The organism is Streptomyces sp. S6 (assembly GCF_054880855.1).
Window position 1 is genome coordinate 1 of sequence record NZ_JBTYMC010000172.1, and the last position, 14,004, is coordinate 14,004.

Genomic DNA, 14,004 nt, shown 5'->3' on the forward strand with positions numbered 1-14,004 from the left:
AGGCCGCGCGGGAGTCGGCGGCGCGGACCTACGCGCGGGCCCTGCCGATCGTGCCGGTGCGGGCGCGGGGGCTGACCATCGAGGGGGCCGACGGACGGCGGTACCTGGACTGTCTGTCGGGGGCCGGGGCGCTCGCGCTGGGGCACAACCATCCCGTCGTCCTCGAAGCGATCCGCAAGGTGCTCGACTCCGGGGCACCGCTGCACGCCCTCGACCTCGCCACCCCCGTCAAGGACGCCTTCGTCACCGAGCTGTTCCGCACCCTCCCGCCCGGACTCGCCGGCCACGCGCGCGTGCAGTTCTGCGGGCCCGCCGGTACGGACGCCGTGGAGGCCGCGCTCAAACTGGCCCGCACCGCCACCGGCCGCACCGGGGTACTGGCCTTCACCGGCGCCTACCACGGCATGACCGCAGGCGCCGCCGAGGCGTCCGGCCACGCCCCCGACGTACGCGTCACCCGGCTGCCCTACCCCTACGACTACCGCTGTCCCTACGGCGTCGGCGGCGACCGCGGTGCCGCGCTCGCCGCCCGCTGGACCGAGTCCGTCCTCGACGACCCCGGGTCGGGCGTACCCCGGCCGGCCTGCATGATCCTCGAACCCGTCCAGGGCGAGGGCGGGGTCGTCCCCGCGCCGGACGACTGGCTGCGCCGGATGCGGCGGATCACCGCCGACCGGTCCATTCCCCTGATCGCCGACGAGATCCAGACCGGCGTCGGCCGCACCGGCGCCTTCTGGGCCGTCGAGCACAGCGGGATCACCCCCGACGTCATGGTGCTGTCGAAGGCGATCGGCGGCAGCCTGCCGCTCGCGGTGATCGTCTACCGCGACGACCTCGACGTGTGGGAACCCGGCGCCCACGCGGGCACGTTCCGCGGCAACCAGCTCGCCATGGCCGCGGGCGCCGCCACCCTCGCCCACGTCCGCGAACACCGCCTCGCCGACCACGCAGCCGCCCTCGGCACCCGGATGCTCCACGAACTCGGCTCCCTCGCCGGGGAGTTCCCGCACATCGGCGACGTACGCGGCCGGGGCCTCATGATCGGCGTCGAGATGGTCGACCCGGAGGCGGGGCCGCCGTCGCACGAATCCGGTGCCTTCGCCCCGAGCCCCGCCGCCCCCGGCCTCGCCGCCGCCGTCCGACGCGCCTGCCTGGAGCGAGGGCTGATCGTCGAACTCGGCGGCCGTCACCACAGCGTCGTCCGCCTCCTCCCGCCCCTCACGATCACCGACGACCAGGCGACCGCCGTCCTCGACCGCTTCGCCGACGCGATCGCGGCGGTCACCCGCGCCCCCGCCACCCACCTCACCCCGCCGGGACCCCGCCCGCACCCACGACAGGAACTGCCCGTCCAGCGGCACCGTCCGCCGGACGCCCGAACCCTCGGCCAGCCACCTCCGCACGACGCGCCCCCGGCCTAGCCCACGTCCACCCCCACAAGGACTCCCCGTGCACACCGAACCCACCCCACGCCCGACCGTCCCGGGCCTCACCCCCCTCACCCCCCACGACAACCCCCTGAACCACCCCGACCCCCACCCCAGCGCCCACACCGTCGCCCAGACCGCCACCAGCGAGAACCTCCTCCGCTGCTGGGTCCGCGAGGCCTCCGTCCCGCCTCCCGGCACCGACCACCTCCGCATCCCGCTCCCGTCCTGCGGCCTCACCCTGCTCGCCCCCGTCCTGTACTGGTCCCCCACCGGCCTGCACCGCTTCGGCCCGCCATCCCTCGCCGGCGCCCCCGCCGGACCGCTGGACCCGATCACGGTCGCCGCCCTGCTGACCCGCGAAGCACACCCGGCGGACACCGACACCTCCGACCTCCTCGCCCGGGTCGCCGACTCCCTCCGCCGCACCACTCTCTTCCTCACGGACCGCCGCCCCCACCCCACCGGCGCCCCCGACCTCTTCCTGGCCGCCGAACAGTCCCTCCTCCTCGGCCACCCCCTCCACCCCACCCCGAAGAGCCGGGAGGGCCTGACCGACGTGGAGACCCTGCTGTACTCACCCGAATCACACGGCTCCTTCCCTCTGCACTGGCTCGCTGTCGCCCCTTCCGTGCTCGCCACCGACTCCGCCTGGACGGAGAGCGGGCGCGCGGTCCGCGCGGAAGACCTGACCGCCCGGCTCGCCGGCCCCGGGCTCACGCTGCCCGACGGCCACGCCGCCCTGCCCCTCCACCCCTGGCAGTTCCGCGAGGTACGCAGCCGCCCCGAGGTCGCGGCCCTGCTGGACGCCGGACTCCTGAAGGACCTCGGTCCCTGCGGTCCTCCCTGGCACCCCACCTCTTCCGTCCGTACGGTCCACCGCTCGGGCGCCCCCGCGATGCTCAAGCTCTCGCTGGCGCTGCGGATCACCAACTCCCGCCGGGAGAACCTCCGCAAGGAGCTCCACCGGGGCGTCGAGGTCCACCGGCTGCTGCGCACCGGCCTCGCCCGGCAGTGGCACGCGGCCCACCCGCACTTCGACATCGTCCGTGACCCGGCCTGGCTCGCCGTGGACGACCGTGAAGGGCGGCCCGTACCCGGACTGGACGTGGTCGTCCGGCACAACCCCTTCGCCCCGTCCGACGACGTCTCGTGCGTCGCCGGCCTGGTCTCGCCCCGCCCGCAGGCGCCGAGGAGTGTGCCGGGCGCCCGGCGTCCCGTGACCGATCCCTCCCAAGGCGCTTTCTCCTTCCGTTCTCGTCTCGCGACGCTCGTCGACCGCCTCGTCGTCCGCAGCGGGCGCCCTCGCGGTGCCGTCGCCGCCGAGTGGTTCCTGCGGTACCTGGAACACGTGGTCCGCCCGGTGCTGTGGCTCGACGGGGAGGCGGGGATCGCTCTGGAGGCCCATCAGCAGAACACCCTCGTGCTCCTGGACCCCGACGGCTGGCCCGCGGGCGGCCGGTACCGGGACAACCAGGGCTACTACTTCCGTGAGTCCCGCCGCGCGGAGCTCGACGCCCGGCTGCCCGGGATCGGCGGACCGAGCGACACCTTCGTCTCCGACGAGGTCACCGACGAACGCTTCGCCTACTACCTCGGTATCAACAACGTGCTCGGTCTGATCGGCGCGTTCGGTTCCGAACGCCTCGTGGACGAGCGCCTGTTGCTCGCCGCCTTCCGCCGTTTCCTCGAATCGGCCGCCGCCGGCCCCCGGCGGACCCGCAGCACGCTCCCCTCCCGTCTGCTCGACTCTCCCGTCCTGCGCTGCAAGGCCAACCTCCTGACCCGGCTGCACGGCCTCGACGAACTCGTCGGCCCGGTCGACACCCAGTCCGTCTATGTCACCGTCCCCAACCCCCTCGCTCTCTGAGGCCCCTCGGCGGGCCCGCCTCTCACCTCGATCCGTCCTCCGAACGTCTCCCCGACGCTTCCCGAAAGGAGTGGTCCCGTGCCGACTGTGGAAGGTGACGCCGACCGCAGCACCACCGAAGACCTGCTGGACGGGGTCGCCGACTGGGGCCCCACCCTGTGCCACCTGGGCATCTTTCACCTCATCCCCGTGACGTTCGAACTCGGTATCCCGCTGGTCGCCCGCTGGATGAACGACCCCGCCGTCGCCGCCTTCTGGGACCTCGCGGGACCCGAGATCCGGACCACCCGGCACATCCGGGTCCAGCTCCAGGGCGGCGGACGCAGCGTGCCCTGCCTCGGGGTGCTGAACGGAACGCCCATGAGCTACTGGGAGATCTACCGCGCGGACCTCGATCCGCTGGCCCGCTACTACCCCGCGCAGCCGCACGACACCGGCCTGCACCTCCTCATCGGCGACGCCCGGGACCGGGGGCGGGGGGTGGGCGGGATCCTGCTGCGGACGGTCACCGAACTCGTCTTCGACAAACGCCCTTCCTGCGCCCGCGTCGTCGCCGAACCGGACGTCCGCAACGGTGCTTCTCTCAGCATCTTCACCACCTCCGGCTTCGAGTGCGAGGGCGAGATCGACCTCCCGTCCAAACGGGCCGCGCTCATGATCCAAAATCGCCCCATCCCCTACCACCTGATTCCGTATCCCCGATTCCCGGAGGAAGACGACTGTGACGATCCGGGATTTTCTGGTTACTCATGGTGACGATTCGGGTGTCGTCCGAGTTCCCTCGCCACCAGAATTTTTTCCGACCCGCCTCACACTCCGATCCCGCCGCACACCTCGCCCCCTGCGAACCCCGGCGCAACCCCCTCCCCTCACGCCCCCCTCCTCCCCTTCGACCGCACGATTGTCAGTCCCGGGCCGTAGGGTGGTCGCGCTATGACGAAGCCCTCTCTCCCCGAACTCCTGCATGCCGCCGTCGCCGCAGTCGGCGGCGCGGAGCGCCCCGGCCAGGTGACCATGGCCGAAGCCGTCGCGGAGGTGATCGACGACGGATCCCACCTGCTGGTGCAGGCCGGCACCGGCACCGGAAAGTCGCTCGGCTACCTCGTACCCGCGCTCGCGCACGGCGAGCGGGTGGTGGTCGCCACCGCCACCCTCGCCCTCCAGCGCCAGCTGGTGGAGCGCGACCTGCCTCGCACGGTGGACGCGCTGCATCCCCTGCTGCGCCGGCGCCCCGAGTTCGCGATGCTCAAGGGCAGATCGAACTACCTGTGCCTCCACCGCCTCCACGAGGGCGTGCCGCAGGACGAGGAGGAGGGCCTCTTCGACCAGTTCGAGGCGGCGGCTCCCTCCAGCAAGCTGGGCCAGGACCTGCTGCGGCTGCGCGACTGGTCGGACGAGACGGAGACGGGCGACCGCGACGACCTCACCCCGGGTGTGTCCGACCGCGCGTGGGCCCAGGTCTCGGTGTCCTCCCGGGAGTGCCTGGGCGCCTCGAAGTGCGCGTACGGCGCCGAGTGCTTCGCGGAGACGGCCCGCGAGCGCGCCAAGCTCGCCGAGGTCGTCGTCACCAACCACGCGCTGCTCGCGATCGACGCCATCGAGGGCGCCCCGGTCCTCCCGCAGCACGAGGTCCTGATCGTCGACGAGGCGCACGAACTGGTCTCCCGGGTCACCGGCGTCGCCACCGGCGAGCTGACCCCGGGGCAGGTCAACCGCGCGGTGCGGCGCTCCGCGAAGCTGGTCGACGAGAAGATCGCCGACCAGCTCCAGACGGCGGCCGAAGGTTTCGAGCGGCTGATGGAACTGGCGTTGCCCGGACGGCTGGAGGAGATCCCGGAGGACCTCAACTACGCGCTGATGGCCCTGCGGGACGCCGGCCGCGCGGTGATCTCCGCGCTCGGCACGACCCGCGACAAGTCCGTCCAGGACGAGGACGCGGTCCGCAAGCAGGCGCTCGCGTCTGTGGAGACCGTCCACGACGTGGCGGAGCGCATCGTCGCGGGCTCCGAGTACGACGTCGTCTGGTACGAGCGGCACGACCGTTTCGGGGCGTCCCTGCGCGTCGCCCCGATGTCCGTGTCCGGCCTGCTGCGGGAGAAGCTCTTCGCCGACCGCTCGGTGGTCCTGGCCTCGGCCACGCTCAAGCTGGGCGGCGACTTCAACGGCGTCGGCGCCTCTCTGGGGCTCGCCCCGGAAGGGGTCGAGGGCGAGGACCTGCCGCAGTGGAAGGGCGTCGACGTCGGCTCGCCCTTCGACTACCCCCGGCAGGGCATCCTCTACGTCGCCAAACACCTCTCGCGCCCCGCGCGGGACGGCGACCGCGCGGACATGCTGGACGAACTCGCCGAGCTGGTCCAGGCCGCGGGCGGCCGCACGCTCGGGCTGTTCTCGTCGATGCGGGCGGCCCAGCTCGCCGCCGAGGAACTGCGCGTGCGCATGCCGGAGTTCCCGATCCTCCTCCAGGGCGAGGAGACGCTCGGTGAGCTGATCAAGAACTTCGCCGCGGACCCGAAGACCTGTCTGTTCGGCACGCTCTCGCTCTGGCAGGGCGTGGACGTGCCGGGGCCCAGCTGCCAGCTCGTCGTCATGGACAAGATCCCGTTCCCGCGTCCCGACGACCCGCTGATGAGTGCCCGGCAGAAGAAGGTCGAGGAGGCCGGGGGCAACGGCTTCATGTCCGTCGCCGCCACCCATGCCGCCCTCCTCATGGCCCAGGGCGCCGGCCGCCTCGTCCGCGCGACGGGCGACCGGGGCGTCGTCGCCGTCCTGGACCAGCGGCTCGCCACCGCCCGCTACGGCAGCTACCTGAAGGCGTCCATGCCCGACTTCTGGTACACGACGGACCGCAACCAGGTCCGCAAGTCGCTCGCGGCGATCGACGCGGCGGCGAAGCAGGCGGGGGCGTGAGGGCGTGAAAAAAGGGGGCGAGCCGCAGCTCGCCCCCGGGCCCTCGAACCAGGCTCCCCTGAGGGTCCTCGAACAGAGACCCCGTGGAACAACACAGGGCCCCGGAACCGGCGCAGGGATCCCGGGGCCCAGTCAACAGGGCGGGCCGACCGCACGGCGTGCTCAGACGCGGCGCAGGACGGCCACCACCTTGCCGAGGATCGTCGCGTCGTCGCCGGGAATCGGCTCGTACGCGGCGTTGTGCGGCAGCAGCCACACATGGCCGTCCTCGCGCTTGAACCGCTTGACGGTCGCCTCGCCGTCGAGCATCGCGGCGACGATGTCGCCGTTCTCGGCGACGGGCTGCCGGCGGACGGTGACCCAGTCGCCGTCACAGATCGCGGCCTCGATCATCGAGTCGCCGACGACCTTCAGCACGAACAGCTCTCCGTCACCGACGAGCTGACGGGGCAGCGGGAAGACGTCCTCGACGGACTCCTCCGCGAGGATCGGGCCACCGGCGGCGATCCGGCCGACCAGAGGCACGTACGACGCGGCGGGCTTGCCCGCGGTGTCCGTCGGCTGCACGGTGACCGACTGGTCGGAACCGCGCACCTCGTACGCGCGCGGGCGGTGCGGGTCGCGGCGCAGGAAGCCCTTCCGCTCCAGAGCCATCAGCTGGTGTGCCACCGATGACGTGCTCGACAGGCCGACGGCCTGGCCGATCTCCCGCATGGACGGGGGGTAGCCGCGCCGTTGCACGGAATCCCTGATGACCTCGATCACCCGGCGCTGCCGGTCGGTCAGGCCCGAGCTGTCCGCCCGGATGCCTGGAGGTCGGCCCGGCAGGGAGCGCTTGTGCCCCTCGGGACTGGTGGCTTCGTTCATCGCATGCACCGGGTCGAGTCGGCCCTGGGGGCGGTCCTGGGCGGTGATGGTGGCACTGTCTGCGGTGGTGGTCACGGCGGCCCCTCTCGATGGTCTCCCTGCTGGACAACGGTAGTTGCTTTCGAAAGGTTGCGCCAAACACACGTTCGAGTGAAAAACCCCGAAGAGTTGGACTTGATCATGTGTCCAGGTGTATGGCTCACGCCGTACCCGGAAGGCGGAACGGCCTGGCGCCGTACCCTTTCCCCCGCCGGGAATCCCCGGTTCCGCGGGCCGTCGGCCCAGTCTGCCAGCCGTGGCCGCGTCCGACGGGGACCGCGGCCGGAGTCCCACCTCTCCTCCCTGCGGTGCTCACGCAATCTCCCCATGTGCCCAGGTCCGGCGCCGTGCACGCGTGCGTGGAGGCCGTTGTGCGGGCGCCCTGTCGGTGCGACACGCGGAAAGAGCCTGTGTTTGTGCGTCAATCCCCACATGTAGTGGTTGGATTGAAGCTGTGGCCCAGAAGTTGTGGTGCCTTGTGTATGGGCACCCTTGGGGATCGCCTATGCTGGGGGCTGCTTCGTGAGGCCCGAGAGGCCCGTGAGGCCATCGAGATCTGCCTGTGAGGAGGGTTGGAACCATGCACTGCCCCTTCTGCAGGCACCCCGACAGCCGTGTGGTCGACAGCCGTACGACCGACGACGGCACGTCGATCCGCAGGCGCCGTCAGTGCCCTGACTGCTCCCGTCGCTTCACGACGGTGGAGACCTGCTCGCTGATGGTCGTCAAGCGCTCCGGAGTCACCGAACCCTTCAGCCGTACCAAGGTCATCAACGGCGTGCGCAAGGCGTGCCAGGGACGGCCTGTCACCGAGGACGCCCTCGCCCAGCTCGGCCAGCGGGTCGAGGAGGCGGTGCGGGCCACCGGAAGCGCCGAGCTGACCACCCACGACGTGGGCCTGGCCATACTCGGACCCTTGCAGGAACTCGACCTCGTCGCCTATCTGCGGTTCGCCTCGGTCTACCGCGCGTTCGACTCGCTGGAGGACTTCGAGGCCGCGATCGCGGAACTCAGGAACGAGACGGGACCCCCGGCCGCGGACGACGACGTCCGCGAAGGAGACCACGGCGGGAGCGGGGGCGCCCAGGTGCCCCAACCCGCCGGTACCGCCGACTGACCCGAGAGCCGAAACCGGGCGGAGACGCCGGGGACGGCCGGGCGGAGGCGACGAAGAGACCAGTTGCGAGCAGATGCACATCAGTGCCCGCAACTTCAGAAATCACACTGTGTCACGGGAACAACGTGGCATTTCTGGGCGTTTTTGCCTGTACCAGGGAGGCGGCATGACAGAGACGGCGAGCGGTCCGGCACGAGGTTCCCGAGCGAAGGGCGCCAAGGCCACCAAGGGGCTGCGCATCGAGCGCATCCACACCACCCCCGGCGTGCATCCGTACGACGAGGTGGTCTGGGAGCGCCGTGACGTCGTCATGACCAACTGGCGCGACGGCTCGGTCAACTTCGAGCAGTACGGCGTCGAGTTCCCCGACTTCTGGTCGGTGAACGCGGTCAACATCGTCACCAGCAAGTACTTCCGCGGAGCGGTCGGCACCCCCCAGCGCGAGGTCAGCCTCAAGCAGCTGATCGACCGCATCGTGAAGACGTACACGAAGGCCGGTGAGGACCACAAGTACTTCACCTCGCCCGCCGACGCGGAGATCTTCGAGCACGAACTGGCCTACGCCCTCCTGCACCAGATCTTCAGCTTCAACAGCCCCGTCTGGTTCAACGTCGGCACCCCGCAGCCCCAGCAGGTGTCTGCCTGCTTCATCCTCGCCGTCGACGACTCCATGGAGTCGATCCTCGACTGGTACAAGGAAGAGGGCATGATCTTCAAGGGCGGCTCCGGCGCCGGCCTGAACCTCTCCCGCATCCGCTCCTCCAAGGAACTCCTCTCCTCCGGCGGCAACGCCTCGGGACCGGTCTCCTTCATGCGCGGCGCCGACGCCTCCGCCGGCACCATCAAGTCCGGCGGCGCCACCCGCCGCGCGGCCAAGATGGTCGTCCTGGACGTCGACCACCCGGACGTCGAGGACTTCATCGCCACGAAGGTGAAGGAGGAGGAGAAGATCCGCGCCCTGCGCGACGCGGGCTTCGACATGGACCTCGGCGGCGACGACATCACGTCGGTCCAGTACCAGAACGCCAACAACTCGGTCCGCGTGAACGACGAGTTCATGACCGCCGTCGAGAACGGCACCGAGTTCGGCCTGCGCGCCCGCCTGACCGGCGAGATCATCGAGAAGGTCGACGCCAAGGCGCTCTTCCGCAAGCTCGCCGAGGCCGCGTGGGCCTGCGCCGACCCGGGCATCCAGTACGACGGCGTCATCAACAACTGGCACACCTGCCCCGAGTCCGGCCGGATCACCGCGTCGAACCCGTGCAGCGAGTACATGCACCTGGACAACACGTCCTGCAACCTCGCCTCGCTGAACCTGATGAAGTTCCTCAAGGACGACGGCAAGGGCAACCAGTCCTTCGACGCCGAGCGCTTCCAGAAGGTCGTCGAACTCGTCATCACCGCGATGGACATCTCCATCTGCTTCGCCGACTTCCCCACCCAGAAGATCGGCGAGAACACCCGCGCCTTCCGCCAGCTCGGCATCGGCTACGCCAACCTCGGCGCCCTCCTGATGGCGACCGGCCACGCGTACGACTCCGACGGCGGCCGGGCCCTCGCCGGCGCCATCACCTCCCTGATGACCGGCACGGCCTACCGCCGCTCCTCGGAGCTCGCCGCGGTCGTCGGCCCCTACGACGGCTACGCGCGCAACGCCGACGCCCACAACCGCGTCATGAAGCAGCACGCCGACGCCAACGGCGCCGCCGTGACCATGGACGACCTGGACACCCCGGTCTGGGCCGCGGCCACCGAGGCCTGGCAGGACGTGCTCCGCCTCGGCAAGCAGAACGGTTTCCGTAACGCCCAGGCGTCGGTCCTCGCGCCCACCGGCACCATCGGCCTCGCGATGTCCTGCGACACCACCGGTGTCGAGCCCGACCTCGCCCTGGTCAAGTTCAAGAAGCTCGTCGGCGGCGGCTCGATGCAGATCGTCAACGGCACCGTCCCGCAGGCCCTGCGCCGCCTGGGCTACCAGGAGGAGCAGATCGAGGCGATCGTCGCCCACATCTCCGACAACGGCAATGTGATCGACGCCCCGAGCCTCAAGCCCGAGCACTACGAGGTCTTCGACTGCGCCATGGGCGAGCGCGCCATCTCTCCGATGGGCCACGTCCGGATGATGGCCGCGATCCAGCCCTGGATCTCCGGTGCCATCTCCAAGACCGTCAACATGCCGGAGACGGCGACCGTCGAAGAGGTCGAGGAGATCTACTTCGAGGCGTGGAAGCTCGGCGTCAAGGCGCTCGCGATCTACCGCGACAACTGCAAGGTCGGCCAGCCCCTCTCCGCGAAGACCAAGTCCTCCAAGGACGAGAAGGCGGAGGTCACCGAGAAGACCGAGGCGACGATCCGCGAGGCCGTCGAGAAGGTCATCGAGTACCGCCCCGTCCGCAAGCGCCTCCCGAAGGGACGCCCCGGCATCACCACCTCCTTCACGGTCGGCGGCGCCGAGGGCTACATGACGGCCAACTCCTACCCGGACGACGGCCTGGGCGAGGTCTTCCTGAAGATGTCCAAGCAGGGCTCCACCCTCGCGGGCATGATGGACGCCTTCTCCATCGCGGTCTCCGTCGGCCTCCAGTACGGCGTCCCGCTGGAGACGTACGTCTCGAAGTTCACCAACATGCGCTTCGAGCCGGCCGGCATGACGGACGACCCGGACGTGCGGATGGCTCAGTCGATCGTCGACTACATCTTCCGCCGCCTGGCGCTGGACTTCCTGCCCTTCGAGACCCGCTCCGCGCTCGGCATCCACTCCGCCGAGGAGCGCCAGCGCCACCTGGAGACCGGCTCCTACGAACCGGCCGAGGACGAGGTCGACGTCGAGGGCCTGGCCCAGTCCGCCCCGCTCCAGTCGGCCCCGGTCGCCGTGGCCCCGCAGGCCGCCCCGGTCGCCGTGCCCGCTCTCAAGCAAGCCCACACCAGCGCCGAACTCGTCGAGATGCAGCTCGGCATCCAGGCCGACGCCCCGCTCTGCTTCTCCTGCGGGACGAAGATGCAGCGCGCCGGCTCCTGCTACATCTGCGAGGGCTGCGGCTCGACCAGCGGATGCAGCTGATCTGAGGCACAGCCGCTCACCGGACTGACCGGCGGGTGACAGAGGTAAGGGGCGTCGGCCATAGCCGACGCCCCTTACCTCGTCGTACGGGTGAGGCGGGTCAGGACGGGCGGGTGGTGCCCATGACCCGGGTGAAATCGGCCGGGTCGTCCTCGAAGCCGTGCACGCCGTCGTGGAACTCCCAGCCGTCCTTGGGGTCGCGGACGAACGTGCCGAAGGTGGCGGCCGTGGACCCGAGGACGTCGCCGAAGTCGCCCTCGGCCAGGACGTTGTAGCCCTCGCGGACGCGGAACTTCGGGTTGACGACGCTGACGAACGTCCGGTGCTCGGAGCGCTGCTGGATGATCACGCCGACGACGACACGCCCGTAGCGCGCGTCCAGGCGGTCGAGTTCGAGGGTCATCACCTCGTCCCAGCCGAAGCCCTTGCCGTCCTTGCTGTCGCGGTTGAGGTAGATCGTGCCGTCGGGCGACCGGCTGTCGAAGTGCACGACGTAACCGGGAGCGCCCTGCGGATCGCTCTGGAGATAGGTCGCGGCGACCACGTCCAGGTCGGTGGCCGGCTGCCCCGGGGGACTGGGGTCCCACTTCAGCGATATCTCCACCTTGCGGATGCCCTTGATGAGGCCGTTCATCAGCCTTCCCCTTCTCCCCTGCGGTTCGAGACCCCAACTGCCCAGTCATCAGGGCCGGTTGTCCATCCTGCCACGCGCGGGTGCGGGAAGGTCCGGCCGAGGGTGACCGGCGCCACGCTCCGGGGCCTTACCATGGCGCGGTGCTGGTCAAGTGGATTCGCTGCACCGTGGTGGACCGCCGAGGTTTCGAACGGGGACAGCGAAAGTGGGCGGGGCTTCTGGGGGAGCCGGGATTCCGCGGGCAGGGCGGCGGCTGGAGCCGGAGCCGTCCTGCGGTCGCGCACGTCTTCGCCTTCTGGGAGAGCCGCGCCTTCTACGACTCCTTCATGGCCCGCTCCCACGACCGGCTGGCGGCCACCCAGGCGGGCACCTTCCGCGACGCCCAAGTCCGCCTGTTCGACTACCGCTTCGACGTCAAGACCGGCTTCGAACCCCGCTTCACGGACGCCGACCTGCTGCGCGTCGCCCTCTCCCGGGTCCACGAGGAGCGCGCCGAGCACTTCACGCTCATGCAGGAGAAGGTCTGGAACCCCGCGATGGCCGGTTCGCCCGGCATGATCCGCGGCCTGTTCGCCGAGGCGCCCGGCAACGAGTTCATGGTCCTGTCCATGTGGCGCTCCGAGGCCGAACACGGCAAGTACCGGACCGAACGCATCGAACGGCTCGCCCTGCGCGCCCAGACCGAGGCCGACATCGCCGCCCTCACCGGTGACATCGTCGAGATGGAGTCCGCCTGGACGGTCTGAGGACCGCCTCCGGATGCGCACGAGTGCGGCCCGTGGCGGATGTTCCGTGTGACCTACGCCGTATGGGGCCCGTACGAGTGCTCGAAACGGCGCGACTCGATCTAGGGTTTCGGCATGGCACGACCACGGCGCATCGTCCTTGTCCGGCACGGGGAGTCAACGGGCAATGTTGATGACACCGTCTACGAACGCGAGCCCGACCACGCCCTCGCCCTCACCGACAAGGGCCGGCGGCAGGCGGAGGAGACCGGGAGAACCGTCCGGGAGATCTTCGGCGACGAACAGGTCAGCGTGTACGTCTCCCCGTACCGGCGCACCCACGAGACCCTCGACGCCTTCGCCCTCGACCCGGCGCGCATACGCGTGCGCGAGGAGCCCCGGCTGCGCGAACAGGACTGGGGCAACTGGCAGGACCGCGACGACGTACGCCTCCAGAAGGCGTACCGCGACGCGTACGGCCACTTCTTCTACCGTTTCGCCCAAGGGGAGAGCGGCGCCGACGTGTACGACCGGGTCGGCGGCTTCCTGGAGAGCCTGTTCCGCAGCTTCGAGGACCCCGACCACCCGCCCAACGTCCTGATCGTCACCCACGGCCTCGCGATGCGGCTGTTCTGCATGCGCTGGTTCCACTGGACCGTCGCCGATTTCGAATCCCTGTCGAATCCCGGGAACGCGGAGCTGCGGATGCTCGTTCTGGGGGATGACGGACGCTATTCGCTCGACAAGCCCTTCTCGCGGTGGCGAGACCCGGAGCCGTACGGCGTCACCGGTTAGGGTGACGGCGATGACTTCCGCCCCCTTCGACTCTTTCACGCCCTCCGACTCCTCGACCGACCGGCGTCTGGTTCGCGCCCTGGCCAGCCTGCGAGGGCTGTCCGTGGGAGACGCGCTGGGCTCCCAGTTCTTCGTCCCGGAGAACTACCCCCTGCTGGGCCACCGCGAGCTGCCGCCCGGCGACTGGCAGTGGACCGACGACACGGAGATGGCCTGCTCGGTCGTCGCCGTCCTCGCCGCCCACCACCGCGTCGACCAGGACGCCCTGGCCCGCTCCTTCGCCGAGCACCACGACTTCGACCGAGGCTACGGCCCGGCCGTGAACCGGCTCCTGCGCCTCGTCAGGGAGGGCGGCGACTGGCGTGAACTGGCCGCCGCGCTCTTCGACGGACAGGGCTCCTGGGGCAACGGCGCCGCCATGCGCATTGCCCCGCTCGGCGCCTGGTACGCCGACGACCCCGAGCAGGCGACCCACCAGGCGGAGATCTCCGCCTACCCCACGCACCAGCACCGCGAGGCCGTCGCCGGCGCCATGGCCGTCGCCGCTGCCGCCGCCCTCGCC

General features: G+C 70.5%; 11 protein-coding genes. 9 read left to right on the top strand and 2 right to left on the bottom strand.

What is annotated here, in order from left to right:
• The 4 genes from ACVNF4_RS22410 to ACVNF4_RS22425 all read left to right on the top strand — a co-directional run.
• The coding region (locus tag ACVNF4_RS22410; RefSeq protein WP_461804654.1) for a diaminobutyrate--2-oxoglutarate transaminase family protein at window positions 1-1,421 on the top strand (1,421 nt) is incomplete at its 5' end.
• A 28-nt stretch (window positions 1,422-1,449) separates the two neighbouring features.
• Window positions 1,450-3,297 (top strand): IucA/IucC family protein, encoded by a 1,848-nt coding sequence (locus tag ACVNF4_RS22415; RefSeq protein ID WP_461804655.1) that lies wholly within the window; start codon window positions 1,450-1,452, stop codon window positions 3,295-3,297.
• Window positions 3,298-3,375: 78 nt separating this feature from the next.
• On the top strand, window positions 3,376-4,053 hold the full coding sequence (locus ACVNF4_RS22420) for a GNAT family N-acetyltransferase (RefSeq protein ID WP_461804656.1): 678 nt from the start codon (window positions 3,376-3,378) through the stop codon (window positions 4,051-4,053).
• 177 nt (window positions 4,054-4,230) lie between these two features.
• The gene (locus ACVNF4_RS22425) at window positions 4,231-6,204 is read left to right on the top strand and encodes an ATP-dependent DNA helicase (protein ID WP_461804657.1); all 1,974 of its coding nucleotides are present in this window, start codon (window positions 4,231-4,233) and stop codon (window positions 6,202-6,204) included.
• Between the two features lie 162 nt (window positions 6,205-6,366).
• Here ACVNF4_RS22425 and lexA read toward each other — a convergent pair whose 3' ends face one another.
• Window positions 6,367-7,146 (bottom strand): transcriptional repressor LexA, encoded by a 780-nt coding sequence (gene lexA, locus ACVNF4_RS22430; protein WP_461804658.1) that lies wholly within the window; start codon window positions 7,144-7,146, stop codon window positions 6,367-6,369.
• Between the two features lie 544 nt (window positions 7,147-7,690).
• Here lexA and nrdR point away from each other — a divergent pair.
• Window positions 7,691-8,227, top strand: a complete 537-nt coding sequence (gene nrdR, locus ACVNF4_RS22435) for a transcriptional regulator NrdR (RefSeq protein ID WP_461804659.1) — start codon at window positions 7,691-7,693, stop codon at window positions 8,225-8,227.
• A 166-nt stretch (window positions 8,228-8,393) separates the two neighbouring features.
• Entirely contained in the window at window positions 8,394-11,288 is a 2,895-nt protein-coding gene (locus ACVNF4_RS22440; protein ID WP_461804660.1) for a vitamin B12-dependent ribonucleotide reductase, read from the top strand.
• Window positions 11,289-11,388: 100 nt separating this feature from the next.
• Here ACVNF4_RS22440 and ACVNF4_RS22445 read toward each other — a convergent pair whose 3' ends face one another.
• Window positions 11,389-11,922: a TerD family protein gene (locus tag ACVNF4_RS22445; protein ID WP_461804661.1), complete on the bottom strand. Its 534-nt coding sequence runs from the start codon at window positions 11,920-11,922 to the stop codon at window positions 11,389-11,391.
• A 140-nt stretch (window positions 11,923-12,062) separates the two neighbouring features.
• On the opposite strand from ACVNF4_RS22445, the gene ACVNF4_RS22450 reads away from it, so the two are divergent.
• The 3 genes from ACVNF4_RS22450 to ACVNF4_RS22460 form a co-directional block, all read left to right on the top strand.
• Entirely contained in the window at window positions 12,063-12,668 is a 606-nt protein-coding gene (locus ACVNF4_RS22450; protein ID WP_461804662.1) for a YdbC family protein, read from the top strand.
• Window positions 12,669-12,782: 114 nt separating this feature from the next.
• Complete coding sequence (locus ACVNF4_RS22455) at window positions 12,783-13,442, top strand: histidine phosphatase family protein (RefSeq protein WP_461804663.1); 660 nt, start codon at window positions 12,783-12,785, stop codon at window positions 13,440-13,442.
• Window positions 13,443-13,452: 10 nt separating this feature from the next.
• The coding region (locus tag ACVNF4_RS22460; protein WP_461804664.1) for an ADP-ribosylglycohydrolase family protein at window positions 13,453-14,004 on the top strand (552 nt) is incomplete at its 3' end.

Coding starts and splice junctions, on each gene's coding strand:
- ACVNF4_RS22425 (WP_461804657.1), top strand. CDS start 4,231: ATGACGAAGCCCTCTCTCCCCGAACTCCTGCATGCCGCCGTCGCCGCA.
- ACVNF4_RS22440 (WP_461804660.1), top strand. CDS start 8,394: ATGACAGAGACGGCGAGCGGTCCGGCACGAGGTTCCCGAGCGAAGGGC.
- ACVNF4_RS22455 (WP_461804663.1), top strand. CDS start 12,783: ATGGCACGACCACGGCGCATCGTCCTTGTCCGGCACGGGGAGTCAACG.
- nrdR (WP_461804659.1), top strand. CDS start 7,691: ATGCACTGCCCCTTCTGCAGGCACCCCGACAGCCGTGTGGTCGACAGC.
- ACVNF4_RS22445 (WP_461804661.1), bottom strand. CDS start 11,922: ATGAACGGCCTCATCAAGGGCATCCGCAAGGTGGAGATATCGCTGAAG.